The following is a 16,602-nucleotide window of genomic DNA, read 5'->3' on the forward strand; positions in this document are numbered from 1 at the left end:
GAGCCGCCACCGGATCACCGGCGACCCGCGGGGTCGCCGCGGTCACCCGCACCGAGCACGAACGCCGACGGCCGGCCACCCCCAGGGGGTGACCGGCCGTCGGACCGTTCAGGTGGTGCTCAGCTGCGTCAGAACCCGCCGCCGAAGTCCTCGCCACCGCCGCCGCCACCGGCCGGGGCCGACTTCTCCGGCTTGTCGGCCACGACGGCCTCCGTGGTGAGGAACAGGGCCGCGATCGACGCCGCGTTCTGCAGCGCGGAGCGCGTGACCTTCACCGGGTCGTTGACGCCCGCGGCGAGCAGGTCCTCGTACACGCCGGTCGCGGCGTTGAGGCCGTGCCCGGACGGGAGGTTGCGGACCTTCTCCGCCACGACACCGCCCTCGAGGCCGGCGTTGATGGCGATCTGCTTGAGCGGGGCCTCCACCGCGTACTTCACGATGTTGGCACCGGTCGCCTCGTCGCCCTCGAGCTCGAGCTTCTCGAACGCGAGCTTGCCGGCCTGGATGAGGGCCACGCCACCACCGGCGACGATGCCCTCCTCGACGGCCGCCTTCGCGTTGCGCACGGCGTCCTCGATGCGGTGCTTGCGCTCCTTGAGCTCGACCTCGGTCGCCGCGCCCGCCTTGATGACGGCGACGCCGCCGGCGAGCTTGGCGAGACGCTCCTGGAGCTTCTCGCGGTCGTAGTCCGAGTCCGAGTTGTCGATCTCGGCACGGATCTGGTTGACGCGACCGGCGATCTGGCCGGCGTCGCCGCCGCCCTCGACGATCGTGGTCTCGTCCTTGGTCACGACGACCTTGCGCGCCGTGCCGAGGACCTCGAGGCCGACCTGGTCCAGCTTCAGACCGACGGTCTCGGAGACGACCTGGCCACCGGTGAGGACGGCCATGTCCTGCAGCATCGCCTTGCGGCGGTCGCCGAAGCCCGGCGCCTTGACGGCGATGGACTTGAAGATGCCGCGGATGCGGTTGACGACGAGCGTCGCCAGCGCCTCGGACTCGACGTCCTCGGCCACGATGAGCAGCGGCTTGCCGGCCTGGATGACCTTCTCCAGCAGCGGCAGCAGGTCCTTGACGTTCGAGACCTTGGACTCGACGAGCAGGACGTACGCGTCCTCGAGGACCGCCTCCTGGCGCTCCGGGTCCGTCACGAAGTACGCCGACAGGAAGCCCTTGTCGAAGCGCATGCCCTCCGTGAGCTCGAGCTCCAGGCCGAGGGCGTTCGACTCCTCGACGGTGATGACGCCCTCCTTGCCCACCTTGTCGAGGGCCTCGGCGATGAGCTCGCCGATCGCGGGGTCACCGGCGGAGATGGCGGCCGTGGCGGCGATCTCCTCCTTGGTCTCGATGTCCTTGGCCTGGGCCAGGAGCTGGGCCGTGACGGCCTCGACGGCCTTCTCGATGCCCTTCTTCAGGGCGATCGGGTTGGCGCCGGCGGCCACGTTGCGCAGACCCTCGCGCACGAGCGCCTGGGCCAGCACGGTCGCGGTCGTCGTGCCGTCACCGGCGACGTCGTCCGTCTTCTTGGCGACCTCCTTGACGAGCTCGGCGCCGATGCGCTCGAACGGCTCCTCGAGGTCGATCTCCTTGGCGATGGAGACGCCGTCGTTGGTGATCGTCGGCGCGCCCCACTTCTTGTCGAGCACGACGTTGCGGCCCTTCGGGCCCAGGGTGACCTTGACGGTGTCGGCGAGCACGTTGAGCCCGCGCTCCATGCTCCGCCGGGCCTCCTCGTCGAAGGCGATGATCTTGGCCATGGGGCTGTGATCCTTCTTCCGGTTCGTGGGTGGCCGGTCGGTGCCCGCGACGGACGGACCGTCGCGCGCGCTCACGTCCCGCTCGCGACGACCCTCACCTGACGGCCGGGTGTTCTGTCACTCTCCACCGGAGAGTGCTAAGTCAATGGTTAGCACTCGACCCCGCCGAGTGCAAGCAGCAGGCTGGTCCCGGGGTGGTCCTGCCGTCCGCCCTGCGCGAAGCCCTAAGGTGCGTGGTGTGCCCGACGCCGTCGTCGTGAGCCGCGCCCGGCGCGCCCGCGCCTGCGCGGTCGTCGTGCTGGCCGCGGCCCTGCTCGTGACGGCGACCAGCGGCCCCGCACTCCCCGGCCGGTCCACGCCGGACGCCACGCCGGACGCCGGCCCGGTGGCGGCCGGGACCGGAGCCACGGGCGGGGTGGGCACCGGCGTCGGCGTCGCCGCGCACGCGCAGATCCCGCTCTACCAGCAGGCGGTGTCGGTGCTGCCCGGCGGTGCCCGCGCCGGCGTTCCCGCGCAGGCCCACGCCGTGTACCTGCCCGGCACCCGGGTGCCGGACCCGGGCGTGGCCGCCCTCGCCGCCGCCGTCGGCGCGACACCCACGACGACCGCGCCCCTGGGCCCGCGCGCAGCCGCGGCCGCGGCCGCGGAGCAGCTGGCGTGGCTCGCGGCGGGCGAGCTGCCCGGCGCGGGCGGCCCGCACGAGGCCCTGGCCCGTGCCGCCCTGCTCGACCTGCACTCGCTGACCGTCGCCGACGGGGTCGTCGTGGCCGGCTGGTCGCGCCGGTGGCGGTACGTGTGGCCCCGCGACTCGGCGTTCGTCGCCGTCGCCCTGGCCCGCACCGGGCACGTGCCCGACGCGCTCGCGGTGCTCGACTTCCTCGCGCGCGTCCAGGCGCCCGACGGGTCGTTCCAGGCGCGCTACCTCCCCGACGGCTCCGGCCCGCCCGACGACCGCGGCGTGCAGACCGACGGCACCGGCTGGGCCATGTGGGCGGCCGGCCTCGTGCTCGCCGAGGTGCCACCCGACGACCGGGCCGCGGCCGCGGAGCGCCTCGCACCGCTCGTGGAGAGGTCCGCCCGGCGGGCCGGGTCCCTCGTCGCGGGAGGTCTGCCACCCGCGTCCCCCGACTACTGGGAGGTCGTCGAGCACGAGGTGACGCTGGGCACCGCCGCGCCGCTCGTCGCGGGCCTGGAGCAGGCCGTCGTCGTGCTCGAGGCCGCCGGCCGGCCGGCTGCCGCGGCGACGGCCGCCGCCGGGGCCGCCAGGGCGCGCCAGGCCGTCGTCGACGCGTTCGGGCCGACGGGCTACGGGCGCTACGCGACCCGCACGGTGCCGGACGCCGCCAGCGCCTTCGTCCTCGCGCCCTTCTGGGGTGAGGCACCACCGGGTGCCCACGCGGCGTGGTCGGCCTCGGTCCCGTCGATGCTGCGCCCGGCCGAGGGCCTGGCACCGGGGGGCGGCTGGCGGCGCGACGGCGTGTCGTGGACCCCGCAGACGACCCTGTACGCGTGGGTGGCGGCGGAGCAGGGGGACGCCGACGGCGCGCGACGCTGGCTGGACGTCGTCGACCGCCACCGCACGCCGTCGGGAGCGATCCCCGAGAAGCTGCTGGCGGACGGCGCCCCCGCCGCGGTCGCGCCGCTGGGGTGGAGCGCGGCGTGCGTGCTGCTCGCGATCGACGCCCTGGACCACCACGCGGCCTGACGGGCGCGCACGCCGGGCACACCGACGGCCCGGGCACCGCGGCGACCGGGCCGTCCCGCGGTGACCCCCGCGGTGCAGGTGCGGTCAGGCGGGCCGGACCTGCTCGGCCTGCGGACCCTTGGTGCCCTGCCCGACCTCGAACTCGACGCCCTGCCCCTCCTCGAGGGTGCGGTAGCCGTCAGCCTGGATCGCGCTGAAGTGCACGAAGAGGTCCTGACCCCCACCCTCCGGGGTGATGAAGCCGAACCCCTTCTCCGCGTTGAACCACTTGACCGTGCCCTGGGGCATCCCGTGCTCCTCGCCGTCCGGGTACCCGGGGCGCTCCGCCGTCGCCCCGGTGCGTGGAGCCTAGTGGCGTGCGTGGTCGCGCGACCAGGGTCCGACGCACGCCGTCCGTCGCGGACGCCGACCGGTGGTCGGGCCCCGGCCGTCGGGGCGTCAGCCGTCAGGCGTCGGGGTCGGTGACGAGGACCAGGGAGATGCCGGCGCCCGCCTGCTGGGGCGAGACCTCGATGGTGTCGACCCCGACGGTCGAGGCCACGAGGTCGGCCGTCGGGCGCAGGTCCTCGGACGCGATGTAGATGGTGGACTGCGCGGGGACGGTACCCGTCGCGTTGTCCGGCGAGACGGCGGTGAAGCCCGCGGCCTCGAGCTCGTCCGCCACGCGCCCCGCGAGACCCGAGACCCGGGCGCCGTTGAGGACGGCGACGGGCGTGCTGAGCACCGGCTGCGGCGCCTCGGTCGTGGGCTCGGCCTCCGGCGCCTCGCCCTCGGTGCCCGGCTCCTCGCCCGTGCCGTCCTCGACCACGGGGTCCTCGGTCGGCCCGACCTCCTCGCCCTGCCCCTGCGACGACCCGCCCGACAGCGGCAGGTCGCCGGTGCGCGACAGGTACGCGACGGCGCCGTACGCGAGCACGGGCACGACGACCAGCACGACGACGAACGGCCACCACCGGCTCCACGCGGACCGGGGCGCACGGTGGACACCGGTCGGCGCGTCGGGCGAGATCGCGTCGAACTCGTCCTCGGGGTAGGGGTAGTCGGCCTTGCTCACGGCCGCAAGGCTAACCGCTCGTCGCCGCGATCAGGGCGCGCACCGCCGCCCGACCCCCGACCAACCCGCACCGACCGGGACACGCCGGGCACGCGGGGCGCTCAGGCCTCGGCGCCCAGGCGGCGCGCGGTGCGGGCGCGCTGGCGCGACGAGCGCATGCGTCGCAGCCGCTTGACGAGCATCGGGTCGTGCGCGAGCGCGGCCGGGTCGTCGATGAGGGCGTTGAGGAGCTGGTAGTACCGCGTGGCCGACATGTCGAACAACTCGCGCACGGCCTGCTCCTTGGCGCCCGCGTACTTCCACCACTGCCGCTCGAACGCCAGGACCTGCCGGTCGCGCTCGCTCAGGCCGTCGGTGCCCCGCTCGTCGTCCCGCAGGTCGTCCGCGATGACGTGGGTGGCCGTGCCGGCAGTGCCGTCCATGGCTCTCCTCCTCGCGCGTGGTGCCGTGGGTGCTCCGCCCGGCATCGTACGCGGCGAACCACACGGGTGTCATTCGCGCGCGCGGGCGACGCGCGAGCCGTCCGGGACCCGTCCGGGACGCCCGCGACGCCCGGCTCGCGAGTAACCTCCCCGGGGTGAACGCACCCCTCGCGGACCTGGTGGCACCCGACTGGGCGGCCGCCCTGGCCCCCGCCGAGCAGTCCCTGCGCGACGCCGGCAGGTTCCTGCGGGACGAGGTCGCGGCCGGCCGGCAGTACCTCCCCGCGTCCGACGCGATCCTGCGCGCGTTCCACCGCCCGCTCGCGGACGTCCGGGTGCTGGTGGTCGGTCAGGACCCCTACCCCACGCCCGGGCACCCGATGGGGCTGTCGTTCTCGGTCCAGCCGGACGTGCGCCCGCTGCCCCGCTCGCTGCACAACATCTTCCGGGAGCTCGTCGAGGACGTCGGGGTCCCCCGCCCCACGTGCGGCGACCTGACGCCGTGGGCGGACCAGGGCGTCATGATGCTCAACCGCGTCCTCACCGTGCGCCCGGGCGCGCCCGCGTCGCACCGCGGCAAGGGCTGGGAGCAGGTCACGGACCGGGCGATCGCGGCCCTCGTCGAGCGCGGCGGCCCGCTCGTGGCCGTGCTGTGGGGGCGCGACGCCCAGTCCCTGCGCCCCGCCCTCGGCGACGTGCCCGTCGTGGCCAGCGCGCACCCCAGCCCGCTGTCGGCGTCCCGCGGGTTCTTCGGCTCGCGCCCCTTCTCGCAGGTCGACGCGCTGCTGCGCGAGCAGGGGGCAGCGCCCGTCGACTGGCGGCTGCCGTGAGCTCCCGAGGACCCGCCGCGACGTCGGATGATGGGGCCATGGCGCTGCACGACGAGTCCCTGCCCACCCTCGCCGGGACGACGGCCCTGCCGGGCGACCCGCCGCGCTGGACGCGGTACGTCGCCTGCGGCGACTCCTTCACCGAGGGGCTGTGGGACGCCCCGGACGGCCAGGACGCGCCGCTGCGCGGGTGGGCCGACCAGCTCGCGTCGCACCTCTCGCGGCGGCGGACGGCCGCCGGGGCGGACCCGCTGACGTACGCCAACCTCGCCGTGCGCGGCCGCCTCATGCGCCCGATCCTCACCGAGCAGGTCCCCGCGGCGCTCGCGCTCGAGCCGGACCTGGTGAGCATCGTCGGCGGGGGCAACGACATCCTGCGCCCCTCGGTCGACGTGGACCGGGTCGCCGCCGAGATCGAGCGCGTCGTGGCCGCCGTGCGCGCCCGCGGCGTCGACGTGCTGCTCAGCACGGGCTTCGACTCCCGGGACAGCCCGCTGGTGCGCACGACGCGCTCGCGCGTGGGGATCTTCAACGCGCACATCTGGTCGATCGCGCGCCGCCAGGGCGCGTACGTCCTGGACCCGTGGGGCATGCGCAGCCTGCGCGACTGGCGCATGTGGTCCGAGGACCGCATCCACCTCACCACCGAGGGCCACACCCGCGTCGCGCAGGGCGCGCTGGTCGCGCTGGGCCAGGTGCCCGACCGCGCCGACTGGGACGACCCGCTGGCCCCGCCGCCGCCGGTGCCGCGCATCGAGCAGGCCCGTGCCGACGCGCGGTGGCTGCGGGAGCACGCCTACCCGTGGGCGACGCGGCGGCTGCGACGCCGGTCGTCGGGCGACCTGCGCGTCCCCAAGCGTCCGGACCCCGCGCCCGTCGAGTGAGGCCCGGAGGCCTCAGCCGGCGGAGGGAACCGCCCCGACGCCCGGGCACGCCCCGGTGTCGTCGTGCGCCCCGATCCGCCGACGACGGACGGTGAGCCACCCCGTCGTCCCGAGGCCCAGGGTCAGCGCGGCCGCGGCCGTCGGGGCGGCAGCCGCGGTGGTGACCGGGATCCGCAGCGGCAGCACGTCGACCACCTCGCCGGGGGCGAGGTGGTCGGTGCCGTCGGGACCGCGCACCTGCCACACCGGCGCCGTGCGCTCCACGACGTGGCCGACGGACCACACCGCGCCCGGCGCCCGCAGCACGACGCGGTCACCGACGTCCGGTGCGCCGCACCGCGTCACGACGAGGTCGCCGGCGGCGAGCCCGGGCCCGGCCACGCCCGGGGGCACGACGGCCAGCGACGTGCACCCGCCCAGCTGCGCGGGCCACAGGAACGCCACGGCGACCACGGCCGCCGCCGACCCGCCGAGGGCTGCGGCCCTGCGCGCCGTCGACCACCCTTCGAGCGTGTCCGCCCAGCTCTGACCACGCGCCGGACGTGCGGGACGCTGGCGCATGAGGGGGCTCGATCCGGGAGGTCTGGACGTGTGTCCGACCATGGTCCCCCCGACGGGACGGGTCCACGGACCCCCTCTGGGTGCTAACCCCTCGCCGCCGCGGCAGTTGTCGGCCTTCTTCACCCCGGAGGCGCTCACTCGTCGTCGGGCAGGACGCCCAGGGGCAGCGTGGCCTCCACCCGCGCCCCCGTCGGGTGCAGCGGCAGGACCCGCAGGGCCCCGCCGCCCAGCCGCAGCCGCTGGTCGAGCCGCGACGTGCCCGACGCGGGATCCCGCTGCGGGGGCGGCAGGTACGGGTCGCCGTCGTTGGCCACGACGATCCGCAGCACGTCCGCGTCCAGGTCGAGGTGCACCTCGATGAGGTCCGGCGGGCCGTTCTTCAGCGCGTTCGAGACCGCCTCCTCGATGACCCGCACCGCGAGCAGCCGCTCCGAGATCGTCAGGCGGACCTGCGACGGGTCGTCGACCGCTCGCAGGTCGTCGCCGACGACGAGGCGCGTCGCGATCGTCGCGGGCAGCCGTCCCAGCAGCGCGCGCACCGCCGGGACCAGGCCCATCTCGAGCCGGTCGGGGTACAGCAGCCGACTCATCTGGCGCACGTCCTGCTCCCGCGACTCCGCGAGCTCGGCCCGTGCCCACGCGATCTCCTGCGCGACGTGCGGGTCCGTCGCGGCCACCTGCTCCTGCGCGACGGCCAGGCGTGCGTCGACCAGCAGCAGCCGCTGCTGGACCGTGCCGTGCAGCCCCTCGGCGACCTTGCGCCGCACGCGGATCTCCTCGTCCTCCAGCGCCTGGACGGCGAGCTCGACGCTCATCGCCTGACGCTCCATCGCCCGCGCCGCGACCCGCATCCGACGCCGTGACAGCAGCGCCCACAGCCCGATGCCGGCCGAGATGAGCGCGATCAACGACCCGAGGACGAACTCGGCCACCAGGGTCGTCACGTCGTCCACCGGGTGGACGCCGAGACCCACCTGGACGGCGACGCGGATCGCGCCCATGAACGTCGCGGCCGCGACGACCCGGGCCCCGACCGACAGCACACCCCGGGCCCGGTGCGCGCGCAGGACCCCGAGCGCCACCACGAGACCCGCCACCGCGACGCCGTTGGCCACGAGCCGGCGCCACAGGTCCACCTGCGCCCACTCGGGCACGAGCGTCGAGTAGATCCAGGCGCTCTGCAGGGACGCGCCGACCGCGTACCCGAGCGCGACCACCCCCGTCCCGCGCAGCAGCGACACGCGGTCCGCCGCGACGTCGTGACGGCGCACGGCCGCGGCCGTGCCGTCGCGCACGACAGCCATCTCCCACCCCCCTCGCGTCCGCGTCACGAGACGTCACCGGACGTCCCGCGCGCTGCGCCCCCGCCGCGACCATACTGGCCAGGATGATCCCGCCACCGTCACGCCGCCTGCGCGTCGCCCTCGTCGAGGACCAGCCGCTGTTCCGCTCCATGCTGGAGCGGACCTTCGCCGACGTCCCCGACCTCGAGGTCGTCGTGGCGGTGGGGACGGTCGGGGAGGCCCGCCGGGCGCTCACGCCGGGCGTCGCCGACGTCGTCGTCCTCGACATCGACCTGCCCGACGGCAACGGCATCGCCCTGGGCGTCACGCTGCGCCGCGCGCAGCCGGACCTGGGCGTGCTGCTGCTGTCCGCGCACGACGCGATGGACCTGCTGCTCGACCTGCCGCGCGACGTCGCGCACGGCTGGTGCTACCTGTCCAAGACCAGCGGGACCAGCGAGCGCACCCTGCTGCACGCGGTCCGCGCGGCGGCCGCGGGCGAGACGGTCCTCGACCCCGCGCTGCTGGGACGGGTCGCCCCGCGTGCCGGCTCGGCGGTCGCCCGGCTCACGCAGCGTCAGTACGAGGTGCTGCAGCTGCTCGCGCAGGGCCTGTCCAACGCCGGCATCGCCGAGCGCCTGGCGATCACCGAGAAGTCCGTGCAGAACCACGTCTACGCGGTCTACGCGACGCTCGGCATCGACGCGGAGCCCACCCGCAACCCCCGGGTGAGCGCCGCGCTGCGGCTGCTGGAGGAGACGGGACCGCCCCTGTGAGCGCCCGACCGAGCCGCCCGACCCGCAGGAGGACGTCGTGGTGCTGATCGGTGCGCACGTGCGCGGTGACGAGCCGCTCGTCGAGGCCGAGCGCGTGGGCGCGCAGGCCGTCCAGGTGTTCCTCGCCGACCCGCAGGGGTGGAAGAAGCCCGTGCGCCGCCCGGACGCCGACGCGTTGGCCGCGTCCGGCCTGGGGATCTACGCGCACGCGCCCTACCTGGTGAACGTCGCCTCGACCAACAACCGCGTCCGCATCCCGAGCCGCACCATGATCGCCCAGCACGCGGCGGCCGCCGCGGACCTGGGTGCCCGCGGGCTCGTGGTGCACGGCGGCCACGTGGGCGAGGGCGACGACATCGCGGTCGGCATCGACAACTGGCGCAAGACGTTCGAGCGCGCGACGTTCCCGGTGCGCGTGCTCGTCGAGAACACCGCGGGCGGGGAGAACGCGTGCGCGCGCACCCTCGACCGCTGGGCGATGCTGTGGGACGCGATCGGCGGGTACGACGTCGGCGTCTGCCTCGACACGTGCCACGCGTGGGCCGCCGGCGAGGACCTCGAGACGGTCGTCGAGCGCCTCACCGCGATCACCGGCCGCATCGACCTCGTGCACGCCAACTCCTCGCGCGACCCGCACGGGTCGGGCCGGGACCGCCACGCGGGCCTCGCCGACGGCACGATCCCCGCCGAGCTCGTCGCGCACGTCGTGCGGCAGGCGGGCTGCGACGTCGTCGTCGAGACCCCGTCCGACAGCCAGGCCGACGACATCGCGTACCTGCGCGCCGCGCTGGACGCGTGAGCGGGCGGCACCGGACGCCTGAGGCACCGGGCCGCGTGGAGCCCCCTGTCGGATTCGAACCGACGACCTGCTGTTTACAAGACAGCTGCTCTGGCCAGCTGAGCTAAGGAGGCGAGGCGGCCAGGGTACCGGCCGCCGCGCCGGGGGCGCCCGCCCCGACGGCAGGACGGGCGCCCCCGGCGGGTCGGGCTCAGCGCTTGGCGGCGACGGCCTCGAGCACGGCCTGCGTGAGCGGGCCGGTGCTGTACAGGTCGCCCTCCCACTTCTCGCCGTCGATGAGGACGGTCGGCGTGCTCAGCCCGCCCAGGTCCTGCGCGGCCTGCTGCGTGGTCGCCGCCACGAACGGCGCGTAGCGGCGCCACGTGCCCTCGCGGGTCTCCTTCTCGTCCTCGGACGTCGCGACCTCGTACGTGCCGTCGACCGTCTCGGTGAACGTGTCGACGACGGACTGCGGCACGCCGACCTCGAGCGCGATCTCGGCGATCCGGGCGTCCTTGATGCCGGCCGTGCCCTCGTCGGGCTGGTTCGCGAACATCGCGGTGACGAAGGCCGTGTAGCTGTCCGGCGCCCCGGCGGCCACGGCCGCCGCGGCGTTGGCCGCGCGCGTCGAGAAGAACGTCCCCTGCGAGTTGCCGTCGAGGAACGCGATGCTCTTGTACACGACCGTCACGCCCTCGTCGGCGGCGAGCGCGTCGAGCTCGCCCGCGTTCGCGACGTCGAACCTGCCGCACCACGGGCACATGAAGTCGTAGTACACCTCGACGACGACGTCGTCCTCCCCGGCGGTCCCGACGCCTGCGGCGCTGACCGGGACGCCCCCGGCCGCGTCGGCGACGTCCGGGGTGTCGATGGCGCTGAAGGCGGGCACGAGGGTGTTCTCGGTGCCGCCGGCGAACAGGACGTCGCCGTAGGCCTCGGCGTTGGCCTGGCCCTGGCGGACGATGCCGAAGATCACGCCGCCGAGGACGAGGACGGCCGCGAGCAGGCCGCCGATCGCGATCAGGCGCGTGCGCTTGGCCTTGCGCTCCTGCTCCTCACGCATCGCGAGGGCCTTGGCGCGGGCGTCGTCGCGCCGCTGGTTCTTGGTGGGACGGGGGTCGTTGCTGGGCATGGTCGCTCCTGGTCTCGGGTGCCGGTCCGACCGGCGGTGACGTGCGGGGGCGGGGGCGCGTCAGCGCGCCGGCGGCCCTCGACGCGGACGGGCCGGGTCGTGCCCGTGGTCCGGGCGGCCGCGCACGGTCGGACCCGACGGGGGCACGGCCGCCCGCGCCGGTGCGGCCGGCAGACCGACCACCAGGACGGGAGGCACGAGGTGCGACGTGAGCAGCGCACCCACGGCCGCGACGCCGCGCCGGGCCGCCACCCCGAGGCCCAGGCCGCACGCGGTGAGCAGCAGGTGACCGGCGACGACCGGGAGCGCGACGCTGAGCAGGACGACGGCGCCGGTGGACGCCGCCCCGAGCCCCAGGGTGCCGTCCGGGCACTCGGCGGCCGAGCGCAGCACCGCCATCCGCACGCCGAGCGCCGCGAAGGGCCCGTCGGCCACGACGCACTGGTGCAGCAGCACCCGGCCCTGGGCGCCCAAGAGGACGGAGAGGACGGCGAGCACGGTGCCGAACGCGCCGAGGAGGTGGGGCCGCAGGTGCGACGGCAGGTGCGGCCGGCGGTGGGGTCGCCGAGCGACGGGGGCCACGGCCCGCTCCGTCGACGTCTCACCCACGGGACCAGGGTAGGGCCCCCGGGGCGGCTCTTCACCCGCCCTCGGGCCCGACCCGGCGCGGGACGACGTCAGGGACGCGGCAGGGTGGGCGTCGGCCCGGGCCACCAAGAGATCGGGGCCAGGTCGAGGAGCCGGTCGGCGAGCAGCACCGAGGCGACGAGCGCGACGACGACCACGACGAGCGCCCCGACCGGCCCGGGGGCCACGGCGGCGAGCGTGCGCCGGGCGCCCGTGCGCGTCATCCGGGACAGCGGCCCCCACCACAGGAAGGCGACGGCGATCGCCACCAGCCCGCCGACCAGCAGCGTGGCCGTCTGCCCCTGCGGCTCCTGCCCGGGCGGCGACCCGGCGATCGCCCACCGCTGCGAGGACAGCAGCCACCAGCCGAGCCCGCCGACGATGAGCACCACGGCGCCGCCGACCAGCACCGACGGCAGCACCCCGAGGACCGACCGCAGCAGGTACCAGGGCGTGGACAGGGCCGCGAGCGCGGCGTCCGACCGCCGCACCCCGCGGCGCTCCCGGCGCCCGTACATCGCCTCGACCGTCGCCCCGACGGTGCGCACGACGACGGCCAGCACGAGGACCACGGCCACCGTGAGGACCGGGTACAGCATCCCGGCGAGCACGACCACCAGGCCCAGCGCGAGCATCGAGCCCCAGCGGCGGCGCGCGGGCGGGCGCTCGTAGGCCCACTCCTCGGGCTCGTAGCCCTCCGGGTCCTCGAGGTCCTCCTCGATCCAGTCGACGCCCTCCGCGGGGTCGTGGGGGCCGGTGCCGTCGTCGAGCACCGCGGTGTCGGCGGCGTCGTCGTCCCGCACGACGCCGCCCGCGGGCGGTGCGGGCTCGGTGCGCCGCACCGGGACGGCCACCGTCCGACCGTCGTGCACCGGCGCCTCGGGCGGTGCCACGGTCGCGGCGGCCGCTGACCCGGCGGCGGCGGATGGGGACGTCCCCACCGCGACTGTCGGCATCTCGTCCTGCGGGGACGACGGCCGCTGCGCGACGAGCTCGGTCGCGAGGTCGTCCTCGACCCAGTCGCCGGCCGGGTCGTCCTCGGCCGGGTCGTCCTCGGCCGCGACGTCGTCGTCCGCGTCCCCGTCGTCGTCCGTGGCGTCCGGGTCGTCGTCCACCTCGTCGTCGTCCGCGTCGTCGTCCGGCTCGTCGCCGGCCCCGTCGTCATGAGCCGCGTCGTCGTCGGCGTCGTCGTCATCGGGGCCGTCGTCAGCGTCGTCGTCAGCCGCCTCGTCAGCCGCCTCGTCGTCGGTGTCGTCGTCGGCCTCGTCGTCGTCAGCGCCGTCGTCCGCGTCGTCGTCGGTCGCGGCGCCCGCCACCGCGGCGGCGCCCGCCGCCTCGTCGCCGGCCGACGCGTCGTCCGCGTCGTCCGCGCCGTCGGGCTCGTCGGCCCCGTCCGCGTCGTCATCTCCGCCGGCGAGCGCTGCCGCACCGGCTGCGCCGGCCGCGATCCCCACCGCGGCCGCGACGGCCGCCCCGCCCGCCGCACCGCTGCCCGCGCCCGTTCCCAGCGCGAGCGTCGGCACCGCGCCGGGCGGCAGCTCGCCCTGCGCCGCGACCGTCCGCAGGGCCGCGACGACGTCCTCGGGGTCGCTGCGGTCGTCCGGCGCCGGGCGCAGCGCGCCCGCGATCGCGGCCCGCGTCAACGGACCCACGCCGTCGAGGTCCACCTCACCGGCACGGGCACGGGCCAGCACCGCCTCGACGGGCCGCGAGCCGAACGGGTCGCGACCCGTCGCGGCGAACGCCAGCAGCGCCGCCCAGCCCCACAGGTCGGTCCCCGGACCGGGCTCGCCGCCGTCGAGCAGCTCGGGGGCGAGGTACCCGGGCGTCCCCAGCACGAACCCCGCGGTCGTGAGGTTCGCCTCGTCGTCCAGGCCCTGCGCGAGCCCGAAGTCGATGAGCACGGGCCCGTCGTCCGTCAGCAGCACGTTCGACGGCTTGAGGTCGCGGTGCACGACGCCCGCCGCGTGCACGGCCGCGAGCGCCGACCGCAGCCCCTCCGCGAGGGACAGCAGCTCGTCCGCGTCGAGCGTGCCCTGCCCGCGGACGTGGTCCGTCAGGGTGTCGCCGGCCACGAGCTCGGTGACGATGAACGCCTCGGTCGAGTCGGCCTCGGCGTCCAGGACCGCGGCGACGGCGCGGTGCCGCAGCCGCTGCAGCGCGGCGACCTCCCGCATGAGGCGCGCCCGCACCACCGCGTCCGACGCCACGTGCGGGTGCAGCAGCTTGAGCGCCACCGGGTCACCCCCGCCGTCGACCGCGCGGTACACCGTCCCCATGCCGCCCGAGCCGAGGGGGGCGACGATGGTGTACCCGCCGATCAGTGACCCCGGCGTCAGCCCGATCCGCTCCATGCCCGGCAACCTAGCCGGTCACGGACCCGCAGAGCAGCGTGGCGCTCCCGAGCGTGTCACCCGTGGGACGACTAGGGTCGGAGGCCGAGCCACCCGCAAGGAGCTGATCTGGTGCCCATCGACGCACCGCGCGACGGCCAGGACCTGGTCGTCGTCGCGAACCGCCTCCCCGTCGACGTGACCCTGGACGAGGCGGGTGAGCCGAGCTGGACGCGGTCCCCCGGTGGCCTCGTCACGGCGCTCGCGCCGGTCATGTCCCGGACCAAGGGCGCGTGGGTCGGCTGGGGCGGGTCCCCCGGCCTGGAGCTCGAGCCGTTCGACGTCGACGGCACCGAGCTGGTGCCGGTCATGCTCACGGACACCGACGTCGAGCGGTACTACGAGGGGTTCTCCAACGACACCCTGTGGCCGCTGTACCACGACGTCATCGCACCCCCGCAGTTCCACCGGCAGTGGTGGGACGCCTACCAGCGCGTCAACGAGCGCTTCGCGCAGGCGGCCGCCGCCAACGCGGCGCACGGCGCGACGGTGTGGGTGCACGACTACCAGCTGCAGCTGGTGCCCGCGTTCCTGCGGGCGCTGCGCCCCGACCTGCGGATCGGGTACTTCCACCACATCCCGTTCCCCCCGCTGGAGATCTTCGCGCAGCTGCCCTGGCGCAAGCAGGTCGTCGAGGGTCTGCTGGGGGCGGACCTCATCGGGTTCCAGCGCGGCGGGGACGCCGCCAACTTCGTCCGCATCGTGCGCCGCCTGACCGACCTGACGACGCGCGGCCAGATGATCACGGTCGACGAGGGCACGCCGTCGCAGCGCCACGTGCGCGCGCAGGCGTTCCCCATCTCGATCGACTCCCACGCGTTCGACCAGCTCGCCCGCACGCAGGCCGTCCAGGAGCGCGCGCTGGAGATCCGCCGCGAGCTGGGCGACCCGGAGTACCTGCTGCTGGGCGTCGACCGGCTCGACTACACCAAGGGCATCCGGCACCGCATCAAGGCGTACGGGGAGCTGCTGGAGGACGGGCGCCTGTCCGCCACGCAGACCACGCTCGTGCAGGTCGCCAGCCCCAGCCGCGAGAACGTCGGCGCCTACCAGCAGCTGCGCGACGACGTCGAGCTGCTGGTCGGGCGGATCAACGGCGACCACGGCCAGGTGGGGCACGCCCCCGTGCAGTACCTGCACCAGTCGTTCCCGATGGAGGAGATGGCCGCGCTGTACCTCGCGGCCGACGTCATGCTCGTCACGGCCCTGCGCGACGGCATGAACCTCGTCGCCAAGGAGTACGTGGCCGCGCGCTCGGACGAGCGCGGCTGCCTCGTGCTCAGCGAGTTCACCGGCGCCGCGGACGAGCTCGTCGGCTCGGTGCTGGTCAACCCGCACGACATCTCCGGCATGAAGGACGCCATCACGTACGCCGTGCACCTCGACCCCCGGGAGGCGCGCAAACGGATGCGCCGGCTGCGGCGGCGCGTGCTGACGCACGACGTCGCGGCGTGGTCCGGGCAGTTCCTGTCCGCGCTGACCGCCGTCCCGGTGAGGGACGGTCATGCCTGAGCCCCGCGACCCCCAGGCCGTGCCCACCGACCTGCGCGACCGACTGGCCGCCGTCGCCGCCGACCCCGCGACGCGGCCCGTGCTGGTCGCCCTCGACTTCGACGGCACCCTGGCCCCCCTGCAGGACGACCCGGCGGCCTCGCGCATCCTGCCCGCGGGCGTCGAGGTGCTCGCCGACCTGGCGGCCCTCGACGGCGTCGCGCTCGCGCTGGTGTCGGGACGGGCCATGGCCGACCTGCACGCCCTCGCGCAGGTGCCGCCCGGCACCTACCTCGTCGGCAGCCACGGGGCGGAGCGCGCCCGCGTCACGCAGTTCGGGCTCGACCGTGACGTCGTCGAGCTGACGCACCAGCAGGCGGACCTGCTCGCGGCGCTGGGCGCCCGCGCCTCGGCCGTGGCGCGCGGCCGCGACGGGGTCTGGGTCGAGACGAAGCCCACGGCCGTCGTGGTCCACACCCGTCTCGCGGAGCCGTCCGACGCGGAGCCCGCGGAGGCCGAGGCGCTCGCGCTGGGCACCGAGCTGGGCGTGGGCACGCTGCACGGCAAGGACGTCGTCGAGCTGACGGTCCTGCCGGCCGACAAGGGCACCGCGCTGCAGGCGCTGCGCCACGAGCTGGGTGCGCCGGTCGTGCTGTACGCGGGTGACGACGTCACCGATGAGCACGCGTTCGCGGCGCTCGACGACCAGGACGTCACCGTCAAGGTGGGCACCGGGCAGACCGTCGCGCGGTTCCGTGTCGCGGACCCCGAGGCGGGCGTCGCGGCGCTCGCGGTGCTGCGGGACGCGCTGGCCTGACGGCCGCTCGACGGGTCACCCGGGGTGCACCCGGTGGCCTCATGAGGTCCACCCGGAGGCCGCGTGACCTGTGCCATACTGACAGGCGACCG

General features: G+C 75.6%; 16 protein-coding genes and 1 tRNA gene. 7 read left to right on the forward strand and 10 right to left on the reverse strand.

All coding sequences use genetic code 11. The features are described from left to right. Positions 1 to 128: 128 nt before the first annotated feature. Positions 129 to 1,757 (reverse strand): chaperonin GroEL, encoded by a 1,629-nt coding sequence (groL, locus tag Cph01nite_RS03055; protein WP_203670992.1) that lies wholly within the window; start codon positions 1,755 to 1,757, stop codon positions 129 to 131. A 238-nt stretch (positions 1,758 to 1,995) separates the two neighbouring features. Here groL and Cph01nite_RS03060 point away from each other — a divergent pair, with 238 nt between their 5' ends. Next, a complete protein-coding gene (locus Cph01nite_RS03060; RefSeq protein ID WP_239068996.1) occupies positions 1,996 to 3,462 on the forward strand; it encodes a glycoside hydrolase family 15 in 1,467 nt (488 codons plus the stop codon). Between the two features lie 84 nt (positions 3,463 to 3,546). On the opposite strand, the gene Cph01nite_RS03065 is transcribed toward Cph01nite_RS03060, so the two are convergent. The 3 genes from Cph01nite_RS03065 to napA all read right to left on the reverse strand — a co-directional run bounded on the left by Cph01nite_RS03065 (position 3,547) and on the right by napA (position 4,938). Further along, positions 3,547 to 3,750 (reverse strand): cold-shock protein, encoded by a 204-nt coding sequence (locus Cph01nite_RS03065; protein WP_203670996.1) that lies wholly within the window; start codon positions 3,748 to 3,750, stop codon positions 3,547 to 3,549. Positions 3,751 to 3,907: 157 nt separating this feature from the next. Beyond that, positions 3,908 to 4,516: a LytR C-terminal domain-containing protein gene (locus Cph01nite_RS03070; protein WP_203670998.1), complete on the reverse strand. Its 609-nt coding sequence runs from the start codon at positions 4,514 to 4,516 to the stop codon at positions 3,908 to 3,910. A 101-nt stretch (positions 4,517 to 4,617) separates the two neighbouring features. Then, the gene (gene napA / locus Cph01nite_RS03075; protein ID WP_203671000.1) at positions 4,618 to 4,938 is read right to left on the reverse strand and encodes a nucleoid-associated protein NapA; all 321 of its coding nucleotides are present in this window, start codon (positions 4,936 to 4,938) and stop codon (positions 4,618 to 4,620) included. Between the two features lie 155 nt (positions 4,939 to 5,093). Here napA and Cph01nite_RS03080 point away from each other — a divergent pair, with 155 nt between their 5' ends. Both Cph01nite_RS03080 and Cph01nite_RS03085 read left to right on the forward strand, forming a co-directional pair. Beyond that, positions 5,094 to 5,768 carry a uracil-DNA glycosylase gene (locus Cph01nite_RS03080; RefSeq protein WP_203671002.1) on the forward strand — a complete coding sequence of 225 codons (675 nt, stop codon included), beginning with the start codon at positions 5,094 to 5,096 and terminating at the stop codon, positions 5,766 to 5,768. 38 nt (positions 5,769 to 5,806) lie between these two features. After that, positions 5,807 to 6,652 carry an SGNH/GDSL hydrolase family protein gene (locus Cph01nite_RS03085; RefSeq protein WP_203671004.1) on the forward strand — a complete coding sequence of 282 codons (846 nt, stop codon included), beginning with the start codon at positions 5,807 to 5,809 and terminating at the stop codon, positions 6,650 to 6,652. Positions 6,653 to 6,664: 12 nt separating this feature from the next. Here Cph01nite_RS03085 and Cph01nite_RS03090 read toward each other — a convergent pair whose 3' ends face one another. Next, positions 6,665 to 7,213: a hypothetical protein gene (locus tag Cph01nite_RS03090; RefSeq protein WP_203671006.1), complete on the reverse strand. Its 549-nt coding sequence runs from the start codon at positions 7,211 to 7,213 to the stop codon at positions 6,665 to 6,667. A gap of 134 nt (positions 7,214 to 7,347) precedes the next feature. After that, positions 7,348 to 8,517: a sensor histidine kinase gene (locus tag Cph01nite_RS03095; protein ID WP_203671009.1), complete on the reverse strand. Its 1,170-nt coding sequence runs from the start codon at positions 8,515 to 8,517 to the stop codon at positions 7,348 to 7,350. An 83-nt stretch (positions 8,518 to 8,600) separates the two neighbouring features. Here Cph01nite_RS03095 and Cph01nite_RS03100 point away from each other — a divergent pair, with 83 nt between their 5' ends. Together Cph01nite_RS03100 and Cph01nite_RS03105 are read left to right on the forward strand one after the other, a co-directional pair. After that, positions 8,601 to 9,272 (forward strand): response regulator transcription factor, encoded by a 672-nt coding sequence (locus tag Cph01nite_RS03100; protein WP_203671011.1) that lies wholly within the window; start codon positions 8,601 to 8,603, stop codon positions 9,270 to 9,272. Positions 9,273 to 9,309: 37 nt separating this feature from the next. Then, a complete protein-coding gene (locus tag Cph01nite_RS03105; protein WP_203671013.1) occupies positions 9,310 to 10,071 on the forward strand; it encodes a deoxyribonuclease IV in 762 nt (253 codons plus the stop codon). Positions 10,072 to 10,107: 36 nt separating this feature from the next. Here Cph01nite_RS03105 and Cph01nite_RS03110 read toward each other — a convergent pair. The 4 genes from Cph01nite_RS03110 to Cph01nite_RS03125 form a co-directional block, all read right to left on the reverse strand. After that, a tRNA-Thr gene (locus Cph01nite_RS03110) sits at positions 10,108 to 10,184 on the reverse strand. A 77-nt stretch (positions 10,185 to 10,261) separates the two neighbouring features. Further along, positions 10,262 to 11,182 (reverse strand): DsbA family protein, encoded by a 921-nt coding sequence (locus Cph01nite_RS03115; protein ID WP_203671018.1) that lies wholly within the window; start codon positions 11,180 to 11,182, stop codon positions 10,262 to 10,264. Positions 11,183 to 11,242: 60 nt separating this feature from the next. Next, entirely contained in the window at positions 11,243 to 11,791 is a 549-nt protein-coding gene (locus Cph01nite_RS03120; RefSeq protein WP_203671020.1) for a hypothetical protein, read from the reverse strand. Positions 11,792 to 11,859: 68 nt separating this feature from the next. Then, a complete protein-coding gene (locus tag Cph01nite_RS03125; RefSeq protein WP_203671021.1) occupies positions 11,860 to 14,163 on the reverse strand; it encodes a serine/threonine-protein kinase in 2,304 nt (767 codons plus the stop codon). Between the two features lie 111 nt (positions 14,164 to 14,274). Between Cph01nite_RS03125 and Cph01nite_RS03130 the strand changes: the two genes are divergently transcribed. Together Cph01nite_RS03130 and otsB are read left to right on the forward strand one after the other, a co-directional pair. Beyond that, entirely contained in the window at positions 14,275 to 15,714 is a 1,440-nt protein-coding gene (locus Cph01nite_RS03130; protein ID WP_203671022.1) for an alpha,alpha-trehalose-phosphate synthase (UDP-forming), read from the forward strand. Beyond that, positions 15,707 to 16,510 (forward strand): trehalose-phosphatase, encoded by an 804-nt coding sequence (gene otsB, locus Cph01nite_RS03135; protein ID WP_203671028.1) that lies wholly within the window; start codon positions 15,707 to 15,709, stop codon positions 16,508 to 16,510. Before Cph01nite_RS03130 ends, otsB begins: the two co-directional genes overlap by 8 nt. The last annotated feature ends 92 nt before the right edge of the window (positions 16,511 to 16,602 follow it).

Origin of the sequence: Cellulomonas phragmiteti, assembly GCF_016862775.1 — a bacterium.
Lineage (GTDB): Bacteria > Actinomycetota > Actinomycetes > Actinomycetales > Cellulomonadaceae > Cellulomonas > Cellulomonas phragmiteti.